The following is a 23779-nucleotide window of genomic DNA, read 5'->3' on the forward strand; positions in this document are numbered from 1 at the left end:
CGTTTGCTCAGCCGCAGGCGAGTGACCGATCACCGACGAACGGAGCCGTGCCCCATGGGCGAGCAGCACACCGTGAAGTTCCCGCAGGAAGTCGTCGACGAGTACGCCGCGCTCGGCGTCGACCTGCCCGCCCTGTTCTCCGCCGGGCACCTCGGCGACCGTATGGGTGTCCAGATCGTCGAGGCCTCCGCGGAGCGGGTCGTCGGCACGATGCCCGTGGAGGGCAACACCCAGCCGTACGGACTGCTGCACGGGGGCGCTTCGGCCGTGCTCGCCGAGACCCTCGGCTCGGTGGGCTCCATGCTGCACGGCGGCAGCTCCCGGATCGCCGTGGGCGTCGACCTGAACTGCACCCACCACCGCGGAGTGCGCTCCGGCCTGGTCACCGGCGTGGCCACACCCGTGCACCGGGGCCGTTCGACGGCGACGTACGAGATCGTGATCAGTGACGAGGACGGCAAGCGGGTGTGCACGGCGCGGCTGACCTGTCTGCTGCGGGAGGTGCGGCCGGGCGACGGCGAGCACCTCCGTGACGCGGGCTGAGCCGAAGGAACCTGCCCCGCACCGCAGTCGACCCCGGTCCACGGGCGGCCCGTCACCATGTCGTGACGCCGGGCCGCCCGTGGGCCGGGGTCTTCGTATGACGACGGGCCCCGCCCCGGGCCGGGCTGACGGCGCGTGAACTGCGGCTCGCCGCAGCCGCGTTGACGGCCAGCCGCACCCCTCGACGACCGGCTCGGTCCCGCGTTCCCCTTTCCCGCGCAGAGCGGATTCCGCTTTCAAGATCGTGATCACCGTACGAGCGGTCGAATGCGGAAAAGCACCGAGGAACGCCGGATTCCCTTTCCTGAGCGTAACTCTGCGTAATGTGCACGCAAAAGAGCCCCGCTGCCGCACCCCGGTCCACACCCCGCCGATGATCTTTCCCGTACCCCGCACGTCGCCTGTGGCAACCATTCCCCGTCATTACCAAAACAGCCGACACACCTGAACACGGCAAGGCGGGGCCCTGCGGCTTCTCACCATGCGGACAGGGCGAATCGGCTGGAATTCCGCTGTTCCACCCGCCCGGTACCGCTCTGCATTACCCCGCGTCATAACAAGAGCGTCACAGCATCCGTCAGACCCTCCTCGATATTCCCCACCCACGCTTAGAGTCACGGCCAGTCACCGCGCGGTCTGAATGTCACTTCGGCCCAGCGCTCGACTCGGCCACTTCCAGGGGGGAGGGCCGTGTGCCAGGGAAAGGACTGATCGTGCGTCAACGTTCGCTCATTGCCATCACCGCCGCACTGGCGGCGGGTGCACTGACCCTCACCGCCTGCGGCTCGCGCGACAGCGGCAAGAGCTCGGACTCCAAGGACAGCGGCACCACCGTCACCATCGGAGTCGACGCGCCGCTGACCGGTGACCTCTCCGCGCTCGGCCTGGGTATCAAGAACTCGGTCGACCTCGCCGTCAAGACCGCGAACAAGCAGAACTACGTCAAGGGCGTCACCTTCAAGATCGAAGCCCTCGACGACCAGGCGCAGCCCTCCTCGGGCCAGCAGAACGCCACCAAGCTCGTCGCCGACTCCAGCGTCCTCGGCGCCGTCGGCCCGCTCAACTCCTCCGTGGCCGAGTCCATGCAGAAGGTCTTCGACGACGCCAAGCTGGTGCAGGTCTCCCCGGCCAACACCAACCCCGCCCTCACCCAGGGCACCAACTGGCAGACCCAGAAGGCCCGCACCTACAAGTCGTACTTCCGTACCGCGACCACCGACGCCATCCAGGGCCCGTTCGCCGCGCAGTACGTCTACAACGACGCCAAGAAGAAGAAGGTCTTCGTCATCGACGACAAGAAGACCTACGGCGCGGGCCTCGCCGCCACCTTCACCGAGGAGTTCAAGAAGCTCGGCGGCGCCATCGCCGGAACCGAGCACATCAACCCCGACACCAAGGACTTCTCCGCGGTCGCCACCAAGGTCAAGAACTCCGGCGCCGACGTCGTCTACTACGGCGGCGAATACCCGCAGGCCGGGCCGCTCAGCAAGCAGATCAAGGCCGCCGGCGCCCAGATCCCCGTGGTCGGCGGCGACGGCATCTACGACCCGACCTTCATCAAGCTGGGCGGCAGCTCCAGCACCGGCGACCTCGCCACCTCGGTCGGCGCCCCGGTCGAACAGCTGCCCTCCGCCAAGGAGTTCGTGGCCAACTACAAGGCCGGCGGCTACAAGGAGGACTACGCGGCCTACGGCGGCTACTCCTACGACTCCGCCTGGGCCGTCATCGAGGCCGTGAAGAAGGTCGTCGACGACAACGGCGGCAAGCTCCCCTCCGACGCCCGCGCCAAGGTCACCGCCGCCATGCAGAACGTCTCCTTCGACGGTGTGACCGGCAAGGTCTCCTTCGACGAGTTCGGTGACACGACCAACAAGCAGCTCACCGTGTACGCCGTGAAGAACGGTGCCTGGACCCCGGTCAAGTCCGGTACCTACACCGGCTGACCTCCAGCCGCACCACCCACGAGCCGCGCGGGGCGCTGTTCCACTGGCGCCCCGCGCGGACTCGCATCCGGCCACATCCGTCGAACGTCCGAAAGTCTCGGAGGACATGCGGTGAACGAACTGCCGCAGCAGCTGGTCAACGGCCTGCTACTGGGATCCATGTACGGGCTGGTCGCCATCGGCTACACCATGGTCTACGGCATTGTCCAGCTCATCAACTTCGCCCACGGCGAGATCTTCATGACCGGGGCCTTCGGCGCCCTCACGGTCTACGCCTACATCCTGCCCGACGGCACCTCCATGTGGGTCGCCCTGCCACTGATGCTCATCGGCGCCGTCCTCGTCGCCGTCGTCGTGGCCATGGGAGCGGAACGCTTCGCCTACCGGCCCCTGCGCACCGCCCCCCGGCTGGCCCCCCTCATCACGGCCATCGGACTCTCCCTCGCCCTCCAGCAGGCGGTCTGGGCCTGGTACCCCGACGCCAAGTCCGCCCGCACCTTCCCCCAGATCGACGGCGGCCCCTTCCACCTCGGCAGCGTCACCATCCAGACCGGCGACATCTTCCTCATCGCCGCCGCCCCCATCAGCATGGCCGTCCTCGCCTACTTCGTCATGAAGACCCGCACCGGACGCGGCATGCAGGCCACCGCCCAGGACCCCGACACCGCCAAGCTCATGGGCATCGACACCGACCGCATCATCGTGGTCGCCTTCGCCCTCGGCGCGGCCTTCGCCGCCATCGGCGGTGTCGCCTACGGCCTCAAATACGGCCAGATCGACTTCCGCATGGGCTTCATCCTCGGTCTCAAGGCCTTCACCGCGGCCGTCCTCGGAGGCATCGGCAACATCTACGGAGCCATGATCGGCGGCATCGTCCTCGGCGTCGCCGAAACCCTGGCCACCGCCTACATCGCCGACCTGCCCGGCATGGAGAAGTTCGGCAGCCAGTCCTGGGCAGACGTCTGGGCCTTCGTACTCCTCATCCTCGTGCTGCTGTTCAGGCCCCAGGGCCTGCTCGGCGAGCGCGTCGCGGACAGGGCGTGACACCGATGACCACACAGACCACCGCACCCGACACCCCGAGCACCCCCGCCACCGGCACCACGTCCGGACTCATCGGCATCCCGGCACCCCTCGGCCGCGCCCTCGCCACCGCAGGCGGCGCCCTCACCGTCGTCTCCACCTTCCTGTCCTGGACCTGGACCGCCGACTTCCCCGGCGACCTCACCGTCTACGGCTACCCGGGCGGCCTCCAGGTCCTCGTCCTCATCGGCGGCGCCCTCACCACCCTCTTCGCCCTCGCCTCCTACGGCATCAAGGGCCTCGGCTGGCTCGTCCCCGCGGGCGCCGACGCCGCCGTCAAGTTCGCCGCCCTCACCACCTTCGCCACCGCCTGGTACACCGTCCTCGCGATCAGCGACGAACTCGGCGGAATCGTCAACCTCGAACCCGGCGGCTACCTCGTCGCCGTCACCAGCCTCGCCGCCCTGACCGGCGCCCTGGCCCTGCCCTTCGAACGGCCCGAGCCCGACCCGGTCGACCCCGACGACACCTCCTGGGAACACCTCAAGCACCGGGCAGCCCACCAGTGGGCCACCATCAAGGCGTCCTTCGCCTCCGGCACCCCCCGCCCCCTCGGGGCACTGCCCTCCTGGGCCGAAATCCTGATCATCGTCGCCGTCCTCGGCCTCGGCCTGACCGTCTTCACCTACGGCATCGGCACCGAGTACGACGAACTCTTCATCGGCTTCCTCATCACCGCGGGCCTCGGCTTCGCCGCCCTCGCCAAGGCCGGACTCGTCGCCCAGGCGTCCCAGCTCACCGCCCGCCACCAGAACATCACCACCTGCGGCGCGTTCGTCGCGGCGGCCCTCTTCCCCTTCACCCAGACCGACGACCAGTACGCCACCCTCGGCGTCTACATCCTCATCTTCGCCACCGTCGCCCTCGGCCTGAACATCGTCGTCGGCCTCGCCGGACTCCTCGACCTCGGCTACGTCGCCTTCCTCGGCGTCGGCGCCTACGCCGCGTCCCTCGTCTCCGGCTCCCCCAACTCCCCCTTCCACGTCCACTTCCCCTTCTGGGCCGCCGTCCTCATCGGCGCCGCCGCCTCCCTCGTCTTCGGCGTCCTCATCGGCGCCCCCACCCTCCGCCTGCGCGGCGACTACCTCGCCATCGTCACCCTCGGCTTCGGTGAGATCTTCCGCATCACCGCCAACAACCTCGACGGCACCTCAGGACCCGACCTCACCAACGGCTCCAACGGCGTCTCCTCCATCCCCAACCTCGACATCCTCGGCTTCGACTTCGGCGCCCAGCACGACCTCGCCGGATTCACCATCGGCCGCTTCGCCAACTACTTCTTCCTGATGCTGATCATCACCGCCGTCGTCGTGCTCGTCTTCCGGCGCAGCGGCAACTCCCGCATCGGCCGCGCCTGGGTCGCCATCCGCGAGGACGAGACCGCCGCCCTCGCCATGGGCATCAACGGCTTCCGCGTCAAACTCATCGCCTTCGCCGTCGGCGCCTCCCTCGCCGGCCTCGCCGGCACCGTCCAGGCCCACGTCACCTACACCGTCACCCCCGAGCAGTACCTCTTCGCCGGACCCATCCCGCCCAACTCGGCCTTCCTGCTCGCCGCGGTCGTCCTCGGCGGCATGGGCACCATCAGCGGCCCCCTCATCGGCGCCGCACTGCTCTTCCTCATCCCGAACAAACTCCAGTTCCTCGGCGACTACCAGCTGTTCGCCTTCGGCCTCGCCCTCATCCTGCTGATGCGGTTCCGCCCCGAAGGCCTCATCCCCAACCGGCGCCGCCAACTGGAATTCCACGAAGAGGCCGAAGCGCCCGCAGTCCTCGGCAAGACAGGGGCCTGACCACGATGACCACCGACACCACCACCCAGGACACCCCGGGCACCACCGCACCCGGCAAGACCGTCCTCGACGCTCGCGGCGTCACCATGCGCTTCGGCGGACTCACCGCCGTACGCAACGTCGACCTCACCGTCAACAGCGGCGAGATCGTCGGCCTCATCGGCCCCAACGGCGCCGGAAAGACCACCTTCTTCAACTGCCTGACCGGCCTGTACATCCCCACCGAGGGAGAAGTCCGCTACCAGGGCAACGTCCTGCCGCCCAAATCCTTCAAGGTCACCGCCGCCGGCATCGCCCGCACCTTCCAGAACATCCGCCTCTTCTCCAATATGACGGTCCTGGAAAACGTGCTCGTCGGCCGCCACACCCGCACCAAGGAAGGCTTCTGGTCCGCCGTCCTGCGCGGCCCCGGCTTCCACCGCGCCGAAGCCGCCTCCCGCGCACGCGCCATGGAACTCCTGGAGTTCGTCGGCCTCGCCGCCAAGGCCGAACACCTCGCCCGCAACCTCCCCTACGGCGAACAGCGCAAGCTCGAAATCGCCCGCGCCCTCGCCAGCGAACCCGGGCTGCTCCTCCTCGACGAGCCCACCGCCGGAATGAATCCCCAGGAGACCCGGGCCACCGAGGAACTCGTCTTCGCCATCCGCGACAAGGGCATCGCCGTCCTCGTCATCGAGCACGACATGCGCTTCATCTTCAACCTCTGCGATCGCGTCGCCGTCCTCGTCCAGGGCGAAAAACTCATCGAGGGCGACAGCGCGACCGTCCAGGGCGACGAACGCGTCATCGCCGCCTACCTCGGCGAACCCTTCGAGGACGCCCCCGGCGCCGACGAGGTCGCCGAGGTGGAGGCCGCCGAGGCACACGCCGAGACCACGACGGATGCCGATGCCGCGCCCGGCAAGGAGAACGACCGATGACCGCACTGCTCGAAGTCGAGGACCTCCGGGTCGCCTACGGCAAGATCGAAGCCGTCAAGGGCATCTCCTTCACCGTCGACGCCGGCGAGGTCGTCACCCTCATCGGCACCAACGGCGCCGGAAAGACCACCACCCTGCGCACCCTCTCCGGCCTGCTCAAGCCGGTCGGCGGCCAGATCCGCTTCAACGGCAGATCACTCAAGAAGGTCCCCGCCCACCAGATCGTCTCCCTGGGACTCGCCCACTCCCCCGAGGGGCGGCACATCTTCCCCCGGATGAGCATCGAGGACAATCTGCGCCTCGGAGCGTTCCTGCGGAACGACAGACCCGGCATCGAGAAGGACATCCAGCGGGCCTACGACCTCTTCCCCATCCTCGGGGAACGCCGCAAGCAGGCCGCGGGCACCCTCTCCGGCGGAGAACAGCAGATGCTGGCGATGGGCCGCGCCCTGATGTCCCGGCCGAAGCTGCTCATGCTCGACGAACCGTCGATGGGCCTCTCCCCCATCATGATGCAGAAGATCATGGCGACCATCGCCGAGCTGAAGTCCCAGGGCACCACGATCCTCCTGGTCGAGCAGAACGCCCAGGCGGCCCTGTCGCTCGCCGACCACGGCCATGTCATGGAGGTCGGGAACATCGTGCTCTCCGGCACCGGGCAGGACCTGCTGCACGACGAGTCGGTGCGCAAGGCGTACCTCGGCGAGGACTGAACCACGGACGCGGTGCGGCCCGTGACCCCGGTGCCGGGGTCACGGGCCGCCGCATGCCGTACGCGCCGACGGGTCCGCCGGCTCCGTCGGGTCAGCCCTTGGAGGCCTTCTTCTCCCGGGCGTCCTGGATGACGGCCTCGGCCACCTGCTGCATCGACATCCGCCGGTCCATGGAGGTCTTCTGGATCCAGCGGAAGGCGGCGGGCTCGGTCAGCCCGTACTCCGTCTGAAGGACCGACTTCGCCCGGTCCACCAGCTTGCGGGTCTCCAGCCGCAGGGTGAGGTCCGCGACCTCCTTCTCCAGCGTCTTCAGCTCATTGAAGCGCGAGACGGCCATCTCGATCGCCGGAACGACGTCGCTCTTGCTGAACGGCTTCACCAGATACGCCATGGCACCGGCGTCACGCGCACGCTCGACGAGGTCGCGCTGCGAGAAGGCGGTCAGCATCAGCACGGGGGCGATGCGCTCCTCGGCGATCTTCTCGGCCGCCGAGATGCCGTCGAGCTTCGGCATCTTCACATCGAGGATCACCAGGTCGGGCTGGTGCTCCCGAGCCAGCTCCACGGCCTGCTCACCGTCCCCGGCCTCACCGACGACGCTGTAGCCCTCCTCCTCGAGCATCTCTTTGAGATCGAGCCGGATGAGCGCCTCGTCCTCCGCGATGACGACACGGGTCGTCAGCGGGGGCACATGCGACTGGTCGTCGTCGGCAACGGGCTGGGGCGACTCGGGGGCGGTCACTCGGGCTCCTTGTTCCAGGCAGGCAGGTACTGCTCCCAGAAGCCTACCTAGCTACGGTATGGTGGACGGGCAGCGGGTCGGGGTCGACCTTCGATTCGTTGGGCCCCGGTAGCCCAATCGGCAGAGGCGATGCTCTCAAACAGCATTCAGTGTGGGTTCGAGTCCCACCCGGGGCGCTTTTCCTAAGATTCCAAGGTCACGCGCCAGAGGCGGACGTTCCCCTTCTCGTGAATGTCCGCCTTTTTCCGTACCCGGGGACGACCCGTCGCGCAGAGTGAACCCCATGTACGACATGGGCACCCGCAGACAAGCCCTGGCCCTCGTGGCCGAGGGGCGCAGTCTGAACTCCGTCAGCAAGGAGACGGGAATCTCCCGGTACGCGATCCGCTCCTGGCGGACGCGCGGCGAAGCCGACCCGCCCGCGGGCACCCCCTGCCCCCGGTGTCAGGACGTCCCGGGCCCCCCGGAAAACCGTGCGGCGTACGCCTACCTTCTCGGCCTCTATCTCGGCGACGGCTGCATCAGTCCGCACCGCAGGGGCGTTTACTACCTGCGCGTTGTCCTGGACAGGGCCTGGCCGGGCATCATCGACGCGTGCGAGGAGGCGATGCGGGCCGTGCGCCCGTCGAACAGCGTCTGCCGGATCGGGAAGCAGGGCTGTGTGGCGGTCACCAGTTCCAGCAAGCACTGGCCCTGCCTCTTCCCCCAGCACGGCCCCGGCAAGAAGCACGAGCGGCGGATCGTTCTGGAGCCCTGGCAGCAGGAGATCGTCGACGCGCAACCCTGGGAGTTCGTCCGCGGTCTGATCCACTCCGACGGCTGCCGCACCATCAACTGGACCACCCGGATCGTCGGCGGTGAACCCAGGCGCTACGCGTATCCGCGGTACTTCCTCAGCAACCTGTCCCATGACATCGTCGGGCTCTTCACGGACACCCTGGACCGGCTGGGCGTCGAATGGACGCTCGCGAACGCACGCAATGTGTCCGTGGCCCGCAAGGCCTCCGTCGCCCTCCTCGACGCCCATGTCGGGCCCAAGTTCTGACGGCACGCGACCAGGCCCCGCCCCTCTAGCTGGGCCTGTCGTCCTCGCCGATGTGGTGGACCCGGACCATGTTGGTGGAGCCCGACACCCCGGGTGGGGAACCGGCGGTGATCACCACGACGTCGCCCCGGCGGCAGCGGCCGTACTTCAGCAGTAGTTCGTCGACCTGTTCGACCATCGCGTCCGTGGACTCGACATGCGGGCCGAGGAAGGTCTCCGCGCCCCAGGTGAGGTTCAGCTGCGAGCGGGTGGCCGGTTCGGGGGTGAAGGCGAGCAGCGGGATCGGGGAGCGGTAGCGGGAGAGCCGGCGGGCGGTGTCGCCCGACTGGGTGAAGGCGACCAGGAACTTCGCCCCGAGGAAGTCGCCGATCTCGGCGGCGGCCCGGGCGACGGCGCCGCCCTGGGTGCGCGGTTTGCTGTTCTCGGTGAGGGGCGGCAGCCCTTTGGCGAGGATGTCCTCCTCGGCCGCTTCGACGATGCGGGCCATGGTCCGGACCGTCTCGACGGGGTGGTTGCCGACGCTGGTCTCGCCGGAGAGCATCACGGCGTCGGTGCCGTCGATGACGGCGTTGGCGACGTCGGAGGCCTCGGCGCGGGTGGGGCGCGAGTTCTCGATCATCGAGTCGAGCATCTGGGTGGCGACGATGACGGGCTTGGCGTTGCGCTTGGCGAGTTTGATCGCGCGCTTCTGGACGATGGGCACCTGTTCGAGCGGCATTTCGACGCCCAGGTCGCCGCGCGCCACCATGATGCCGTCGAAGGCGGCCACGATCTCGTCGATGTTCTCGACGGCCTGCGGTTTCTCCACTTTGGCGATGACGGGGAGGCGGCGGCCTTCCTCTTCCATGATGCGGTGGACGTCCTTGGCGTCGCGGCCGCTGCGGACGAAGGAGAGGGCGATGACGTCGAAGCCGGTGCGCAGGGCCCAGCGGAGGTCGTCCTCGTCCTTCTTGGCGAGCGCGGGGACGGAGACGGCGACGCCGGGCAGGTTCAGCCCCTTGTGGTCGGAGACCATGCCGCCCTCGACGACGGTGGTGCGGACGCGGGGGCCGTCGACGGCGGTGACCTGGAGGCACACCTTGCCGTCGTCGACGAGGATGCGTTCGCCGGGGGTGACGTCGGCGGCGAGGCCCGCGTAGGTGGTTCCGCAGGTGGTGCGGTCGCCTTCGGCGCCTTCTTCGACGGTGATGGTGAAGGTGTCCCCGCGTTCAAGGAGTACGGGACCTTCGGTGAAGCGGCCGAGTCGGATCTTCGGGCCTTGAAGGTCGGCGAGGATTCCGACGCTGCGGCCGGTCTCCTCGGATGCCTTGCGTACGCGCTGGTAACGCTCTTCGTGTTCGGCGTGGCCGCCGTGGCTGAGGTTGAAGCGGGCGACGTCCATTCCGGCTTCGACCAGTGCCTTGATCTGGTCGTACGAGTCCGTGGCGGGCCCCAATGTACAAACGATCTTCGCTCGGCGCATACGTCGAGCGTATGCCTTACCGGCGGGTAGAGAATTCGTTCGGCGTGACCACTCAACAACGCTTGAGTGAAGCCTTATTGACAAGTGTTGAATTGTGCGGTGGCGCGCTCCGATGAGCATCCCGGAGGGGAAAGGCGGGTGATTCCGTGCCGGATGCGGAGCGTATTCCGGTGGCCAGGGGTGATGCCGGGTGTTTCAGATCCGTGGCGGAGCCGTGGTGAGTCCGAAGGTGGTGAAGGAGGTGCGCCGAGGCAGCGGGTAGGGCTCTTTTCCGGTGAGGGAGTTGAGGATGGTGGCGCTGCGCCAGGCGGCGAGGCCGAGGTCCGGGGTGCCGACGCCATGGGTGTGGAGTTCGGCGTTCTGGACGTAGAGGCATCCGGTGACGGCGGGGTCGAGGACCATGCGGAACTGGTCGTCGATGTGGGGGCGGGCGCTGCTGTCGCGGCGCAGCTGGGGGGCGAGTCCGGCGAGGATGCGGTCCAGGGGGCGCTGGCGGTAGCCGGTGGCGAGGACGACGGCGTGGGTGGTGAGGGCGGAGCGGGTGCTCTGCTGGGTGTGTTCGAGGTGGAGTTCGATCGCTCCGGTGGTGAGGTGTTCGGCGGCGCGGAGGTGGACGCCGGGGGTGAGGACGGCGTCGGGCCAGCCGCCGTGGAGGGTGCGGCGGTACAGCTCGTCGTGGATGGCGGCGCTGGTTCCGGCGTCGATGCCCTTGTGGAGCTGCCATTGGGTGGAGACGAGGCGGTCGCGTACGGGTTCGGCCAGGGCGTGGAAGTAGCGGGTGTAGTCGGGGGTGAAGTGCTCCAGGCCGAGTTTGGAGTACTCCATGGGGGCGAAGGCCCCGGTGCGGGCGAGCCAGTGGATCCGTTCGTGTCCGGGGGGCCGGTGGCGCAGCAGGTCGAGGAAGACTTCGGCGCCCGACTGGCCCGCGCCGACGACGGTGATGTGGTCGGCGGCGAGGATCTGTTCGCGGTGGCGGAGGTAGTCCGCGGCGTGGATGACGGGCATGTCGGGCGCGTCGACGAGGGGGCGGAGCGGTTCGGGGACATGGGGTTCGGTGCCGACGCCGAGGACGATGTTGCGCGCCCGGGTCCGTCCGGTGGCTTCGGGTTCTCTGCCGGGTCCGAGTCGGGTGAAGTCGACGTCGAAGACCTCGTGGTCCGGGTTCCAGCGGACGGCGTCGACCCGGTGTCCGAAGTGGAGTGCGGGGAGGTGTCCTGCGACCCAGCGGCAGTAGGCGTCGTATTCGGCGCGCTGGATGTGGAAGCGCTCGGCGAAGTAGAAGGGGAAGAGGCGGTCGCGGCTTTTGAGGTGGTTGAGGAAGGTCCAGGGGCTGGTGGGGTCGGCGAGGGTCACCAGGTCGGCAAGGAAGGGGACCTGGAGGGTGGCGCCGTCGATGAGGAGGCCGGGGTGCCAGTCGAAGCCGGGGCGTTGTTCGTAGAAGGCGGTGTCGAGTTCGGTGAGGGGGTGGGCGAGGGCGGCGAGGGAGAGGTTGAAGGGGCCGATGCCGATGCCCACGAGGTCGCGGGGGGCCGGGGAGTCGTGGTGTGGGGGGTGGGTCATCGGGAGGTGTTTCCTTCCACCAGGTTCAGGAGCGCGGCCAGGTCGCCCGGCCGGGTGTGCGGGTTGAGGAGGGTGGCCTTGAGCCAGAGGCGGCCGTCGAGCCGGGCGCGGCCGAGGACCGCGCGGCCGTTGTGCAGGAGGGCGCGGCGGACGGCGGCGACGGTGTGGTCGGGGGCTCCGGTGGGCCGGAACAGGACGGTGCTGATGGTGGGCGGCGCGTACAGCTCCAGGGCGGGGTGCGCGGTGATGAGCCGGGCGAGTTCGGCTGCGTGGTCGCAGACGAGGTCGACGAGGGTGCCGAGTCCGGTGCGGCCGAGGGTCTTGAGGGTGACGGCGACTTTGAGGATGTCGGGGCGCCGGGTGGTGCGCAGGGAGCGCCGGAGGAGGTCGGGCAGTCCGGCTTCGGTGTCGTCGTCGGCGTTGAGGTAGTCGGCGCGGTGGCGCAGGGCGCCCAGGTCGTGCGGGTCGTGTACGGCGAGGAGGCCCGCGGCCACGGGCTGCCAGCCGAGTTTGTGCAGGTCGAGGGTGAGGGTGTGGGCGCGGTCCAGGCCGGTGAGCTGGGGGCGGTGGCGGTCGCTGAAGAGGAGTCCGCCGCCGTAGGCGGCGTCGATGTGGAGGCGGGCGCCGTGGGTGGCGCAGAGTGCGGCGATGTCCGGCAGGGGGTCGATGAGTCCGGCGTCGGTGGTGCCCGCGGTGGCGGCCACGAGGACGGGTCCGCGCGGAGGCGGGTCGGTGAGGGCCGCGGCGAGGGCGGCCGGGTCGAGGGTGCCGCGGGGGGTGGGGAGGACCAGGGGTTCGGGCAGGCCGAGGAGCCAGGCGGCGCGGGTGAGGGAGTGGTGGGCGTTGGCTCCGCAGATGAGGTGGACGGGGCCGTGGGTTTCCCGGGCGAGGAGGAGGGCGAGTTGGTTGGCTTCGGTGCCGCCGGTGGTGACCAGGGCGTCGGCCGCACCGGCTTCCCGGGCGAGTGCCCGGGTGACCAGGGCTTCCAGTGCGGATGCCCCGGGAGCCTGGTCCCAGGAGTCGAGTGAGGGGTTGAGGGCGGAGGCGGCGAGGTCGGCCGCGGTGGCGACGGCGAGGGGCGGGCAGTGCAGATGGGCGGCGCAGTGGGGGTCGGCGGGGTCTGCCGCGCCTTCGGCGAAGACGCGGACGAGGGTGTGCAGGGCGCCCGGGTCGCCCTTTTCCGGCAGTACGTCGCCGACGGCATCGCGGACGCGGGCGGCGACCGCGGTGGGGCCTCCGGCGGGCAGCGGGCCGCCGCGCCGTCGTTCTCCGTCGCGGAGGGCGTCGAGGACGGTGGCGAGCAGCGGGGCGAGGGCGTTCGGGCCCTCGGGGCCGGATGCGAGGGGTGGCAGGCTCATGGACGTCCTCCGGGCCCGGGGCGGGGGAATTGGGCCTGTGCGCGCGGGAGTTCGTCCGCCCGTAAGGGACAACGATCCGGCCCGGAGGGGGTATCGCGGTGGACGGGGACACGTCGGGGTGACTGTCTGGGCGGGGCGGGCGGCGAGGGCGGGGGCGTCGGTCCAGTAGCGGTCGACGTAGGCGGTGAGGAGGTCGGCCTGTTCGGGCTGCCAGAAGCCCTGAGCGGTGGCGGTGAACAGGTAGTTGGACAGGTCGGTGCGCTCGTCGGCGGAGAACATGGCGTCCCAGGCACGCTGCTTGGCCCCGGGGTCGGGCAGGGCGGCGCGGCAGCGGGCGGCGCCCTCCTGGCCGGTGGCGCTGGGATCGCGGCGGAGCTCCTCGTCGAGGGCGGCTTCGTCGACGGCGCCGAGGACGGCCAGGCGGCCGAGGATGCGCCAGCGCAGTTCGGGGTCGAGTTCGGGTCCGCCGGGGACGGTGCCGTCGGCGAGCCAGGCGGCGATGGTGTCGGGGTGGGCGGCGGCGTCGATGAGGTGACGTACGGCGATCAGCCGCAGCCCGGGGTGGGTTCCGTCCTCGGTGCGGCGGATGAGGTCGCGGCACAGCCGGGTGAGGGTGGTGAGGGCGGCGGGCCGTTCCTCGGGGGCGAGGTAGCGGTCGGCGATGTGGGCGGAGGCGAAGGCGAGGACGCCTTCGGTGAGGGCGAGGTCGGTCTCGTGCGGGAGGTGCGTGCGGGCGATCTCCAGGTAGTCCCCGGCGGGGAGGCGGCCGTCGCGCACGGCGTCGCGCAGGGCGTTCCAGACGACCGCGCGGCTGAGCGGTTCGGGGAGGGCGGACAGGGCGCTTCGGACGGTGGTGAAGGAGTCGGGGTCGAAGCGGACCTTGGCGTAGGTGAGGTCGCCGTCGTTGAGAAGGACCAGGGCGGGGCGCTTGCCGAGGGGGTGGGGTGCGGTCCGGGGGATGTCCAGTTCGAGGCGTTCACGCAGGACGAGGCCCTGGTCGTCGGCGAGGCTCTGGTCGTAGAGGCCGACGGCGATGCGGTGGGGGCGGCTGCCGTCGCGGTCGACGGTGAGGGAGCAGGTGCCGTCGGCGGCCTGGGTGACGCGGGGGGTGAGGGTGTCGACGCCGGTGGTGCGCAGCCAGGATTCGGCCCAGGCGTGGACGTCGCGTTCGGTCGAGTCGGCGAGGGAGTCGACGAAGTCGGCGAGGGTGGCGTTGCCGAAGCGGTGGCGCCTGAAGTGGGTGTTGATTCCGGCGAGGAAGTCCTTCTCGCCCAGCCAGGCCACGAGTTGCCGCAGTGCGGAGGCGCCCTTGGCGTAGGAGATGCCGTCGAAGTTGAGGAGTGCGGAGGCGGTGTCGTCGACGGCGTCGGGGGCGACGGGGTGGGTGGAGGGGCGCTGGTCGGCGTCGTATCCCCAGGATTTGCGGGCGACGCCGAAGTCGGTCCAGGTGTCGGTGAAGCGGGTCGCTTCGGTGAGGGTCTGGTAACCCATGTACTCGGCGAAGGACTCGTTCAGCCAGATGTCGTCCCACCAGCGGAGGGTGACGAGGTCGCCGAACCACATGTGGGCCATCTCGTGGGCGATGACCATGGCGCGGGTCTGGCGCTGGGTGTCGGTGACGGCGGAGCGGTAGACGAACTCGTCGCGGAAGGTGACGAGTCCGGGGTTCTCCATGGCTCCGGCGTTGAACTCGGGGACGAAGGCCTGGTCGTAGGAGTCGAAGGGGTAGGGCTCCTCGAATTTCTCGTGGTAGCGGTCGAAGCACTGGCGGGTTATGTCGAGGAGTTCGTCCGCGTCGGCGTCGAGGTGGGGGGCGAGCGAGCGGCGGCAGTGCAGGCCGAAGGGCAGTCCGCGGTGCTCGGTGCGTACGGAGTGCCAGGGTCCGGCGGCGACGGCGACGAGGTAGGTGGAGATGAGGGGGGTGGTGGCGGCGCGCCAGAGGCCGTCGCCCTCGTGGCTGGTGATGCCGTTGGCGAGGACGCTCCAGCCGTCGGGGGCCTTGACGGTCAGGTCGAAGACGGCCTTGAGGTCGGGCTGGTCGAAGGCGGCGTAGATGCGCTGGACGTCGTCGAGGAACAGCTGGCTGTAGACGTAGGTCTCGCCGTCGGTGGGGTCGGTGAAGCGGTGCATGCCCTCGCCGGTGTGCGAGTAGCGCATGGTGGTGTCGATGCCGAGTTCGTGCTCGCCGGGGGTGAGGCCCAGGAGCGGCAGCCGGTTGTCGTCGAGGGTCCCGGGGTCGAGGGGCTCTCCGTCCAGTGTGGCGGAGCGCAGTTCGACGGGCTTGAGCTCGACGAAGGTGTCCGTGGCCGTGCCGTCGCCGCGTACCGTGAAGTGGATGGCGGTACGGGAGTCGAAGGTCTCGTCGCCGCGGGTCAGATCGAGTTCGATCGCGTAGCGGTGGACGTCGAGGAGCCGGGCACGGGTCTGCGCTTCGTCGCGCGTCAGTACGGACATGGGGGACATGCTGCCTGATGGCGCCGACAGCGCACAGGGGTGGTCCGGTATGCGCGGTCCGTCCGCTTCCGGTGCGGGGGGGGTGGCCCCCTCGTACGGCCCGGGCGTCGTCGCTTCCGTGTGTGCTGCGCGCACAGGGCGTACCCGGTGCCCCCGTGTGTGCTACGTGCCCGGGGCGTACCCGGGGGTGGTCACTGCCTCGGCGCCTCGGGGGCGGAGGTGGTGTCCTCGGCGATGCGTTCGTGGTGGCGGATGACCTCGGCGATGATGAAGGTGAGCAGCTTCTCCGCGAAGGCCGGGTCGAGTTTGGCGCTTTCGGCGAGCCTGCGGAGCCGGTCGATCTGGGCCGACTCGCGGGCCGGGTCGGCGGGCGGCAGCTGGTGCGCGGCCTTGAGGTGGCCGACCTGCTGGGTGCACTTGAAGCGTTCGGCGAGCATGTGGACGACGGCGGCGTCGATGTTGTCGATGCTGTCGCGCAGCCGGGCGAGTTCGGCCCGGACGGCGGGGTCGACGTGGTCGGCGTCGGTGTTGCGGGTGGTCATGGGCGACCACCCTACGGGCCGCGGGGCCGCTTCCTCATTCCGGTCCGCACTGTGGATCGCCGCCCGGGAGGGCGGGCGCCGCCGGGTGGTGTGCGCGGCACGGCTTCACGGACGGCGTGCGCGCCCCTCCGCCGGGCGGGGAGCGCGCCTACAGTGGAAGCGGAGTCGGCGTCTTCTGGGGGTGCGGACGTGGCGAACGGCGGACCGGTCGAGCACGGCTACCCGCATCTGGACACGGTGCGGGCGGCGGTCACCGCGCTGTACCGGCGGCTCTCCTACGACACCGTCCGGACCTTCGCGACCAGTGTCGCCCCGGCCGACGTGGCGTTCACCGACCAGGACGACCTGCATCTGGGTGCCCAGCGGGTGGCGCACGAGCTGGTGCGCCACTACCGGCTGCCCGAGGCCCGTATGATCATCAGCTTTCGTGAGATGACGCATGCGGCGACCGTCGAACTCACCTCGGGGCCCGAGTACTTCGTGGAGCTGAACGACCGCTTCCGCACCCACCGTGAGGACATCGGGGCGGCCCTGGCCCACGAGGTGATGCATGTGTATCTGCACCGCCTGGACCTGTCCTTCCCGGGGACGCGCGACAACGAGATCCTCACCGACACGGCGGCGGCCTATCTGGGGGCGGGCTGGCTGCTTCTGGACGCCTTCCGCGAGCACGGCGAGGCCTCGCAGAAGCTCGGCTATCTCACCCCGGAGGAGTTCGGCTATGTGGTGGCCAAGCGGGCGCTGCTGTTCGGCGAGGATCCCGCGATCTGGTTCACCAGCCCCCAGGCGTACACCGCGTACACCAAGGGCCTGGCGCTGGCCCGCCGCGACGAGCAGCAGCCCCCGCTGACGGCGGCCGGCTGGGCGGGCCGCCGCCGCTACGCCCGGGACCGCCGCCATGCCCAGGACCACCCCGCGACCGGACCGCACCCGGGCGTTCCCTACTCCTTCACCGGGGCCGGACGCGACCCGCTGGGTGTCTGCTTCCCCTGCCCTACCTGCCACCAGCGGATCAGGGTGCCCGTGCGGGGGCGGGTGCGGGCGCGCTGCGGGCTGTGCCGGACCGTACTGGAGTGCGACACCTGAGGCCCCGGCGGGCGCCCCTCGCGGTGGCGCGGCGCCACCCGAAATCCCCTTGCCCGTGGCCGCCCCGGCACGTGAGGGTCGGGAACATGAGCACGCAGGAACCGCCGGAACTGATCGCGGCGGTGTACGACGAGGACGAGACCGCGGTCCTGCGGCTGCTGCGCGCGGGCGCCGACCCGGAGACGGCGGACGGCGAGGGGGAGACCGCCCTCTACCGGGCGGCGGTGAACGGCGCGGCGGGCATCGTACGGCTGCTGCTTCAGGCCGGGGCCGACCCCGACCGGCTCAGCTCGCGCTCCGACCTGCCCCTGTGCGGGGCCGCCTCCTGGGGGCACACCGAGGCCGTACGGGCGCTGCTGGCGGCCGGGGCCGCGCCGGATCTGGCGGAGGAGTACGGATACCGGGCCCTGACCTGGGCGGTGCGGGGCGGCCACGAAGCGGACCTGAGGGCGCTGCTGGCGGCCGGGGCCGCGCCGGATCTGGCGGAGGAGTACGGATACCGGGCCCTGACCTGGGCGGTGCGGGGCGGCCACGAAGCGGACCTGAGGGCGCTGCTGGCGGCCGGGGCGGACCCGGACCTGCCCGGTCCCGACGGGGCGCCCCCGCTGGTGGCGGCCGCCCGGCGCGGCTCCCCCGGCTGTGTGCGGGCGCTCCTGGAGCACGGGGCGCGGGGCCGCCGCGAGGCCCTGGCCGAGGCACGGCGCCGACTTACGGTGGACATCGAGGCCGACCTCCGCAAGGGCTTGGAGACCGGCACTCCCGGCTGCGCGTACATCACCGACCGCCGGGAGGACGAGCCCGGCACGACGACCGTCGAAGTGACCGTGGTGCACCGCGGTCTGCCCGCTGTCGGCGACAGCGGGCAGACGGGGCACCGGGCGATAGCGGCCCTGCTGGAGGCGGAGACGGAGGCGGGGTAGCGGTTTCTGCGGGGAGGGGTTCGGTTCCTGCGGGGAGCGGTTTCTGCGGGGGCCTCCCGGGGCCGTGTGGTCCGCTCCCCCGTCTCGCGCGGAGGCGCTACCCGCGGCGGCCCTACGCGGGCCCGGCCCCGTACACCGCCCCCGGTGGCTCGGCGCGCGCCAGCAGTCTCCGGGCCGTCTCGCCCGCCTCGGCCGGTGTCCGGCGGGCCCCCGCGTCGGCGGTCGGGCCCCGCCGCCAGCCCTCCATCACACTGATCCGTCCGCCCTCGGCCTCGAAGACACGGCCCGTGACACCGGTGCTCGCGGAAGAGCCGAGCCAGACGACCAGGGGTGAGACATTCTCGGGAGCCATCGCGTCGAAGCCGGTGGCGGGCGCGGTCATCGTCCCGGCGAAGGTGCGCTCGGTCATCCTGGTGCGCGCGGCGGGCGCGAGGGCGTTGACCTGTACGCCGTAGCGGCCGAGTTCCGCCGCCGCGACCAGGGTCAGGGCGAGGATCCCGGCCTTCGCGGCGCTGTAGTTGCCCTGTCCGACCGAACCCAGCAGTCCCGCCCCGCTGCTGGTGTTGACGACCCGGGCGCCGGGCGGCCGCCCCGCCTTCGCCTCGGCCCGCCAGTGCGCCGCCGCGTGCCGCAGCGCGAGGAAGTGGCCCCGGAGATGGACGCGCAGCACGGCGTCCCAGTCGTCCTCGTCGAGGTTGACCAGCATCCGGTCGCGCAGGAAACCGGCGTTGTTGACCAGGGTGTCGAGCCGTCCGTAGCGCTCCAGGGCGGTGGCGACCAGGGACCGCGCCCCGGCTGCGGTCGCGATGTCGCCGTGGTGCGCGACCGCGTCGCCACCGGCCGCGCGGATCTCCTCGGCCACCTGTTCGGCCGGGCTGCCCGCGCCGGGTGCCCCGTCGAGGCCGACCCCGAGGTCGTTGACGACGACCCGCGCGCTCTCGGCGGCGAACGCATGGGCGTGCGCACGGCCCAGCCCGCGGCCCGCCCCGGTGACGACCACCACCCGCCCGTCAGCGATGCCCGTCATGCCGTCCCCCTCTCCGTCCCGTCGACCGTCCGCTCGATCGGCCTGTCGATCGGCCTGTTGACCGTCTCGGCCGTCCCGTTGGCCGTCGCGGCCGTCCCGTTGACCGTCGCGGCGTCGAGGAACAGGGGCCGCTCCCCTCCCCCGTGGACCAGCAGGCTCGCGCCGGTGATGTAGGCGGCCGACTCCGAGGCGAGGAAGACGGCGGCCTCGCCGATGTCGGACGGTTCGGCGAGCCGTCCGAGCGGGACCGTTCTGGAGACGGCCGCGATGCCGTGGTCGTCGCCGTAGTGGAGGCGGGACAGCTCGGTGCGGACCATGCCCGCGACCAGTGTGTTGACCCGCACGTCCGGTGCCCATTCCACTGCCATGGAGCGGGCCAGGCTCTCCAGCCCCGCCTTGGCGGCGCCGTAGGCGGCGGTGCCGGGTGACGGGCGGCTTCCGCTGACGCTGCCGATCATGACGATCGACCCCCGAGTGCGTCTGAGGTGGGGGTGGGCGGCGAGGGAGACGGTCAGCGGTGCGAGGAGGTTGAGTTCGACGACCCGTGCGTGCCGTTCGGGACCGGCGTCGGCGAGGAGCCGGTAGGGGGCACCGCCCGCGTTGTTGACCAGGACGTCCAGGCGGGGCAGCGCCGCGAAGAAGTGCCGTACGGCGTCCGGGTCGCGCACGTCCAGTGGGGCGAACCGCACGCCCGGCAGAGGTGTTTCGGGTGGTCGGCGGGCGCAGGCCAGCACCTCGGCACCGGCCGCGGCGAACGCCAGGGCGATGCCCGCCCCGACGCCGCGGGTGCCTCCGGTCACCAGGGCGGTCCGGCCGCGCAGGCGCTCGGCGGCCGCGCCCTTCGAGTTGTCCACAGGGCCTCCCGGCGGGATGCGATGACTGCTAGCTTCGAGGCACCTAACAAATGTTTGGTGGAAAGGTAGCTGATGTTCCCATGGGTGTCTCCACCTCGTGCCCGGAAAAGGGGGTCGCCGTTGTCACGGTCGACTTCCCGCCGGTCAACGCACTCCCGGTGAGCGGCTGGTTCTCCCTGGCGGACGCGGTGCGGTCGGCGGGCCGCGACCGGGGGGTCCGCTGTGTGGTGCTGGCGGCGGAGGGCCGCGGTTTCAACGCGGGTGTGGACATCAAGGAGATACGGGCGGGGGGTGGCCGGGCGCTGATCGGGGCCAACCGCGGATGCGCCGAGGCGTTCGCGGCGGTGTACGAGTGCGAGGTGCCGGTCGTCGCGGCGGTGCAGGGGTTCTGCCTGGGCGGCGGGATAGGCCTGGCGGGCAATGCGGACGCCGTCGTGGCGAGTGAGGACGCCGTGTTCGGGCTGCCCGAGCTGGAGCGCGGTGCGCTGGGCGCGGCCACGCATCTGGCCCGGCTGGTGCCCCCGCATCTGATGCGGACGCTGTACTACACCTCGCGTACGGCGACGGCGGCCGAGCTGCGGGCGCACGGTTCGGTGTGGCGGGTGGTGCCGGCGGACGGTCTGCGCCCGGCCGCGCTGGAGCTGGCCCGGGAGATCGCCGCCAAGGACGGCGAGTTGCTGCGGCTGGCCAAGGAGGCGATCAACGGCATCGACCCGGTCGATGTGCGCCGCAGCTACCGCTTCGAGCAGGGCTTCACCTTTGAGGCGCAGACCGGGGGCGTCGCCGACCGGGTCCGGAACACCTTCGGAGGGGAGGCACACGGATGAGGGACAAGACGATGACCGCGGACGAGGCCGTCTCCCGGCTGGAGAGCGGGATGACCCTGGGCATCGGCGGCTGGGGCTCGCGCCGAAAGCCGATGGCCCTGGTGCGGGCGCTGCTGCGGTCCCGGATCACCGATCTCACGGTGGTCTCCTGCGGCGGCCCGGACATCGGGATGCTCGCGGCCGCGGGACGGATCCGGAGACTGGTCGCCGCGTTCGTGACGCTGGACTCCGTGCCGCTGGAGCCGCATTACCGCGCGGCGCGCGAGGGGGGCGCGCTGGAGCTGGCGGAGGTCGACGAGGCGATGTTCCTGTGGGGGCTGCGCGCGGCGGCGAACCGGCTGCCGTTCCTGCCGGTGCGGGCGGGCGTTGGCTCCGATGTGCTGCGGGCCAACCCGGGCCTGCGGACGGTCACTTCGCCGTACGGGGAGGGGTGGTCGCTCTTCGGTGGGCGGGCGGGAGCCGCGCCGGGGCGTCCGGAGGCCGCCGGGGGCGGGACCCAAGGTGCGGGTGCGGCGCCTCCGGGTGCGGCGCCTCCGGGTCTGGGCGAGGGAGCGGGCGCGGGGCGGCCAGGTGGGGGCGAAGGCACGGAGGGTGTGGACGCGGGGCGGCCAGGTGGGGGCGAAGGCACGGAGGGTGTGGACGCGGGACAAACAAACGGCGTCGAGGAGTTCGTCGCGATGCCCGCGCTGCGGCTGGACGCTGCCCTGGTCCATGTCAACCGGGCGGACCGGCAGGGCAACGGCCAGTATCTGGGGCCGGATCCCTACTTCGACGACCTGTTCTGCGAGGCGGCCGACGCGGCCTATGTCTCGTGCGAGCGGATCGTGGACACGGCGGAGCTGACCGGGGCTGCGGCGCCGCAGACGCTGCTGCTCCAGCGGCACACCGTGACCGGAGTGGTCGAGGCCCCGCACGGCGCGCACTTCACGTCCTGCGCGCCGGACCACGAACGGGACGAGGCGTTCCAGCGGCACTACGCGACCACGCCCTGGGCCGAGTTCGCCGACCGGTTCCTCACCGGTGACGAGCACGCCTACCGGTCGGCCGTGCGGGACTGGCACCGGGAGCGGTCATGAGCCATGTCACCCGTGCCGAGTACTGCGTGATCGCCTGCTCCGAGACCTGGCGCGGTGCGGGCGAGATCCTCGCGAGCCCCATGGGCGCCGTCCCCTCCTTCGGGGCGCGCCTCGCCCGGCTCACCTTCGCGCCGGACCTGCTGCTCACCGACGGCGAGGCGATGCTGGTGGACGCGGACGGGACGGTGGAGGGCTGGCTGCCGTACCGCAGGCATCTGGAGCTGGTCACCGGCGGGCGGCGGCTGGTGATGATGGGTGCCAGCCAGATCGACCGCTTCGGCAACCAGAACATCTCGTGCATCGGCGACTGGGCAAGGCCCCGGCGGCAGTTGCTGGGGGTGCGAGGGGCGCCGGTCAACACGCTGAACCATCCGACCGCCTACTGGATACCGCGGCACTCGCGGCGGGTGTTCGTCGAGCGGGTCGACATGGTTTGCGGGGTGGGGTACGACCGTGCGGCGCGGCATCCCGGGGCGGCCCGCTTCCACGGCATCCCGCGGGTGGTGTCCGACCTGGGCGTCCTCGACTTCGCCACCCCGGACCGCTCGATGCGGCTGGCCTCCCTCCACCCGGGGGTGACGCTGGCGGAGGTGCGGGCGGCGACCGGTTTCGAGCTGGCGGTGCCGGACCGGGTGCCCCGCACCCGGGAGCCGGTGCCGGAGGAACTTCGGCTGATCCGGGAGGTGATCGATCCGTCGGGGGCGCGGGAGCGGGAGGTCCCGGATCGTCCCGCCGGGGACGGAGGGCGCTGATGGACACGGCGTTCACCCGGCTCGTCGGGGTGCGGCATCCGGTGGTGCAGACGGGGATGGGGTGGGTGGCGGGGCCCCGTCTGGTCTCCGCCGTGGCGAACGCGGGGGCGTTGGGCATCCTGGCCTCCGCGACCATGACGACCGGCCGACTGCGGGAGGCGATACGGGAGGTGCGGGCGCGGACCCGGGCGCCGTTCGGGGTGAATCTGCGCGCGGACGCCGGGGACGCGGGCGAGCGGGTGCGGATCCTGGTCGAGGAGGGCGTGCGGATCGCGTCGTTCGCGCTGGCGCCGTCCCGTGAGCTGATCGCCGAGCTGAAGGCGGCGGGGGTGGTCGTGATCCCGTCAGTGGGGGCGCGGCGGCATGCGGAGAAGGTGGCCGCCTGGGGCGCGGACGCGGTCGTCGTCCAGGGCGGCGAGGGCGGCGGCCACACCGGGGAGGTGGCGACGACCGTGCTGCTGCCGCAGGTGGTGGACGCCGTGGACATCCCGGTGGTGGCGGCGGGCGGGTTCCATGACGGGCGGGGGCTGGTCGCGGCCCTGGCGTACGGGGCGGCGGGGGTCGCGATGGGCACGCGGTTCCTGCTGACCTCGGAGTCGACGGTGCCGGACGCGGTCAAGGCGCGCTATCTGGCGGCGGGGGTGCGGGACATCACGGTGACCAGGGCCGTGGACGGGCTTCCGCACCGTATGCTCCGCACCCCGTTCGTCGACGCGCTGGAGCGCGCCGGCCGGGCCCGGGCGCTGGTGCACGCGGTGCGCCGGGCCGCGGGCTTCCGGAGGCTGTCCGGACTGACCTGGCCGGAGATGGTCCGCGACGGTCTCGCCCTCGGGCACGGCAGGGATCTGTCCTGGAGTCAGGTGCTGCTGGCCGCGAACACTCCGATGCTGCTCAGGGCGGCGATGGTGGACGGGCGCACGGACCTCGGGGTGATGGCGTCCGGGCAGGTCGCCGGGGTCATCGACGACCTGCCGTCGTGCGCGGAGCTGGTGGACCGGATCATGGGGGAGGCGGAGGAGATACGTTCGTCGCTGGCGCGGCTCGGGAGTGCCGGCTCCTGAGGCCGGGTGCCAACGGCG

20 protein-coding genes, 1 tRNA gene and 1 pseudogene are annotated in these 23779 nt (G+C 71.2%); 14 read left to right on the forward strand and 8 right to left on the reverse strand.

Going from position 1 to position 23779, the window contains the following annotated elements:
* Positions 1-54: 54 nt before the first annotated feature.
* The 6 genes from ACIHAA_RS26235 (at position 55) to ACIHAA_RS26260 (ending at position 6995) form a co-directional block, all read left to right on the forward strand.
* Positions 55-543: a PaaI family thioesterase gene (locus ACIHAA_RS26235; protein WP_399821246.1), complete on the forward strand. Its 489-nt coding sequence runs from the start codon at positions 55-57 to the stop codon at positions 541-543.
* A 713-nt stretch (positions 544-1256) separates the two neighbouring features.
* The gene (locus ACIHAA_RS26240; protein WP_399821248.1) at positions 1257-2486 is read left to right on the forward strand and encodes a branched-chain amino acid ABC transporter substrate-binding protein; all 1230 of its coding nucleotides are present in this window, start codon (positions 1257-1259) and stop codon (positions 2484-2486) included.
* 111 nt (positions 2487-2597) lie between these two features.
* Positions 2598-3530, forward strand: a complete 933-nt coding sequence (locus tag ACIHAA_RS26245) for a branched-chain amino acid ABC transporter permease (protein ID WP_399821250.1) — start codon at positions 2598-2600, stop codon at positions 3528-3530.
* Positions 3531-3535: 5 nt separating this feature from the next.
* A complete protein-coding gene (locus ACIHAA_RS26250; protein ID WP_399821252.1) occupies positions 3536-5362 on the forward strand; it encodes a branched-chain amino acid ABC transporter permease in 1827 nt (608 codons plus the stop codon).
* Between the two features lie 5 nt (positions 5363-5367).
* Positions 5368-6282: an ABC transporter ATP-binding protein gene (locus ACIHAA_RS26255; protein WP_399821254.1), complete on the forward strand. Its 915-nt coding sequence runs from the start codon at positions 5368-5370 to the stop codon at positions 6280-6282.
* Positions 6279-6995, forward strand: coding sequence for an ABC transporter ATP-binding protein (locus ACIHAA_RS26260; RefSeq protein ID WP_399821256.1), 717 nt, complete (start codon positions 6279-6281; stop codon positions 6993-6995). Before ACIHAA_RS26255 ends, ACIHAA_RS26260 begins: the two co-directional genes overlap by 4 nt.
* Positions 6996-7086: 91 nt before the next feature.
* On the opposite strand, the gene ACIHAA_RS26265 is transcribed toward ACIHAA_RS26260, so the two are convergent.
* Positions 7087-7737 (reverse strand): ANTAR domain-containing response regulator, encoded by a 651-nt coding sequence (locus tag ACIHAA_RS26265; protein WP_399821258.1) that lies wholly within the window; start codon positions 7735-7737, stop codon positions 7087-7089.
* 102 nt (positions 7738-7839) lie between these two features.
* On the opposite strand from ACIHAA_RS26265, the gene ACIHAA_RS26270 reads away from it, so the two are divergent.
* A tRNA-Leu gene (locus ACIHAA_RS26270) sits at positions 7840-7913 on the forward strand.
* Between the two features lie 107 nt (positions 7914-8020).
* Positions 8021-8782, forward strand: coding sequence for a transcriptional regulator (locus tag ACIHAA_RS26275; RefSeq protein ID WP_399821260.1), 762 nt, complete (start codon positions 8021-8023; stop codon positions 8780-8782).
* Between the two features lie 25 nt (positions 8783-8807).
* Here ACIHAA_RS26275 and pyk read toward each other — a convergent pair whose 3' ends face one another.
* The 5 genes and pseudogenes from pyk to ACIHAA_RS26300 form a co-directional block, all read right to left on the reverse strand.
* On the reverse strand, positions 8808-10244 hold the full coding sequence (pyk, locus tag ACIHAA_RS26280) for a pyruvate kinase (RefSeq protein WP_399821262.1): 1437 nt from the start codon (positions 10242-10244) through the stop codon (positions 8808-8810).
* Positions 10245-10439: 195 nt separating this feature from the next.
* On the reverse strand, positions 10440-11804 hold the full coding sequence (locus ACIHAA_RS26285; protein WP_399821264.1) for a lysine N(6)-hydroxylase/L-ornithine N(5)-oxygenase family protein: 1365 nt from the start codon (positions 11802-11804) through the stop codon (positions 10440-10442).
* The gene (locus ACIHAA_RS26290; RefSeq protein ID WP_399821368.1) at positions 11801-13162 is read right to left on the reverse strand and encodes a pyridoxal phosphate-dependent decarboxylase family protein; all 1362 of its coding nucleotides are present in this window, start codon (positions 13160-13162) and stop codon (positions 11801-11803) included. The genes ACIHAA_RS26285 and ACIHAA_RS26290 overlap by 4 nt, the downstream gene beginning before the upstream one ends.
* 131 nt (positions 13163-13293) lie before the next feature.
* Positions 13294-15625: pseudogene (pepN, locus tag ACIHAA_RS26295) on the reverse strand (aminopeptidase N); the annotation flags it as partial.
* Positions 15626-15807: 182 nt separating this feature from the next.
* The gene (locus ACIHAA_RS26300; protein WP_399821265.1) at positions 15808-16158 is read right to left on the reverse strand and encodes a chorismate mutase; all 351 of its coding nucleotides are present in this window, start codon (positions 16156-16158) and stop codon (positions 15808-15810) included.
* Between the two features lie 189 nt (positions 16159-16347).
* Between ACIHAA_RS26300 and ACIHAA_RS26305 the strand changes: the two genes are divergently transcribed.
* Complete coding sequence (locus tag ACIHAA_RS26305) at positions 16348-17244, forward strand: hypothetical protein (protein WP_399821267.1); 897 nt, start codon at positions 16348-16350, stop codon at positions 17242-17244.
* An 86-nt stretch (positions 17245-17330) separates the two neighbouring features.
* Positions 17331-18164 carry an ankyrin repeat domain-containing protein gene (locus tag ACIHAA_RS26310; protein WP_399821269.1) on the forward strand — a complete coding sequence of 278 codons (834 nt, stop codon included), beginning with the start codon at positions 17331-17333 and terminating at the stop codon, positions 18162-18164.
* A gap of 112 nt (positions 18165-18276) precedes the next feature.
* Here the strand turns inward: ACIHAA_RS26310 and ACIHAA_RS26315 are convergent, their stop codons facing one another.
* The gene (locus ACIHAA_RS26315) at positions 18277-19191 is read right to left on the reverse strand and encodes an SDR family oxidoreductase (protein ID WP_399821270.1); all 915 of its coding nucleotides are present in this window, start codon (positions 19189-19191) and stop codon (positions 18277-18279) included.
* On the reverse strand, positions 19188-20045 hold the full coding sequence (locus ACIHAA_RS26320; RefSeq protein ID WP_399821272.1) for an SDR family oxidoreductase: 858 nt from the start codon (positions 20043-20045) through the stop codon (positions 19188-19190). Before ACIHAA_RS26320 ends, ACIHAA_RS26315 begins: the two co-directional genes overlap by 4 nt.
* Positions 20046-20125: 80 nt before the next feature.
* Here ACIHAA_RS26320 and ACIHAA_RS26325 point away from each other — a divergent pair, with 80 nt between their 5' ends.
* From ACIHAA_RS26325 to ACIHAA_RS26340, 4 genes are read left to right on the forward strand one after another with little or no spacing between them, the layout of a single operon-like run.
* The gene (locus tag ACIHAA_RS26325; RefSeq protein WP_399821273.1) at positions 20126-20872 is read left to right on the forward strand and encodes an enoyl-CoA hydratase family protein; all 747 of its coding nucleotides are present in this window, start codon (positions 20126-20128) and stop codon (positions 20870-20872) included.
* Complete coding sequence (locus ACIHAA_RS26330; RefSeq protein WP_399821275.1) at positions 20869-21948, forward strand: CoA transferase subunit A; 1080 nt, start codon at positions 20869-20871, stop codon at positions 21946-21948. The genes ACIHAA_RS26325 and ACIHAA_RS26330 overlap by 4 nt, the downstream gene beginning before the upstream one ends.
* Positions 21945-22700, forward strand: a complete 756-nt coding sequence (locus tag ACIHAA_RS26335) for a CoA-transferase subunit beta (protein ID WP_399821277.1) — start codon at positions 21945-21947, stop codon at positions 22698-22700. Before ACIHAA_RS26330 ends, ACIHAA_RS26335 begins: the two co-directional genes overlap by 4 nt.
* On the forward strand, positions 22700-23761 hold the full coding sequence (locus ACIHAA_RS26340) for an NAD(P)H-dependent flavin oxidoreductase (protein ID WP_399821278.1): 1062 nt from the start codon (positions 22700-22702) through the stop codon (positions 23759-23761). The genes ACIHAA_RS26335 and ACIHAA_RS26340 overlap by 1 nt, the downstream gene beginning before the upstream one ends.
* Positions 23762-23779: the final 18 nt, after the last annotated feature.

Origin of the sequence: Streptomyces sp. NPDC052040 (assembly GCF_044548405.1) — a bacterium.
Taxonomy (GTDB): Bacteria; Actinomycetota; Actinomycetes; order Streptomycetales; family Streptomycetaceae; genus Streptomyces.

Coding starts and splice junctions, on each gene's coding strand:
- ACIHAA_RS26235 (WP_399821246.1), top strand. CDS start 55: ATGGGCGAGCAGCACACCGTGAAGTTCCCGCAGGAAGTCGTCGACGAG.
- ACIHAA_RS26250 (WP_399821252.1), top strand. CDS start 3,536: ATGACCACACAGACCACCGCACCCGACACCCCGAGCACCCCCGCCACC.
- ACIHAA_RS26255 (WP_399821254.1), top strand. CDS start 5,368: ATGACCACCGACACCACCACCCAGGACACCCCGGGCACCACCGCACCC.
- ACIHAA_RS26260 (WP_399821256.1), top strand. CDS start 6,279: ATGACCGCACTGCTCGAAGTCGAGGACCTCCGGGTCGCCTACGGCAAG.
- ACIHAA_RS26275 (WP_399821260.1), top strand. CDS start 8,021: ATGTACGACATGGGCACCCGCAGACAAGCCCTGGCCCTCGTGGCCGAG.
- pyk (WP_399821262.1), bottom strand. CDS start 10,244: ATGCGCCGAGCGAAGATCGTTTGTACATTGGGGCCCGCCACGGACTCG.
- ACIHAA_RS26285 (WP_399821264.1), bottom strand. CDS start 11,804: ATGACCCACCCCCCACACCACGACTCCCCGGCCCCCCGCGACCTCGTG.
- ACIHAA_RS26290 (WP_399821368.1), bottom strand. CDS start 13,162: ATGAGCCTGCCACCCCTCGCATCCGGCCCCGAGGGCCCGAACGCCCTC.
- ACIHAA_RS26300 (WP_399821265.1), bottom strand. CDS start 16,158: ATGACCACCCGCAACACCGACGCCGACCACGTCGACCCCGCCGTCCGG.
- ACIHAA_RS26310 (WP_399821269.1), top strand. CDS start 17,331: ATGAGCACGCAGGAACCGCCGGAACTGATCGCGGCGGTGTACGACGAG.
- ACIHAA_RS26315 (WP_399821270.1), bottom strand. CDS start 19,191: ATGACGGGCATCGCTGACGGGCGGGTGGTGGTCGTCACCGGGGCGGGC.
- ACIHAA_RS26325 (WP_399821273.1), top strand. CDS start 20,126: ATGGGTGTCTCCACCTCGTGCCCGGAAAAGGGGGTCGCCGTTGTCACG.
- ACIHAA_RS26330 (WP_399821275.1), top strand. CDS start 20,869: ATGAGGGACAAGACGATGACCGCGGACGAGGCCGTCTCCCGGCTGGAG.
- ACIHAA_RS26335 (WP_399821277.1), top strand. CDS start 21,945: ATGAGCCATGTCACCCGTGCCGAGTACTGCGTGATCGCCTGCTCCGAG.
- ACIHAA_RS26340 (WP_399821278.1), top strand. CDS start 22,700: ATGGACACGGCGTTCACCCGGCTCGTCGGGGTGCGGCATCCGGTGGTG.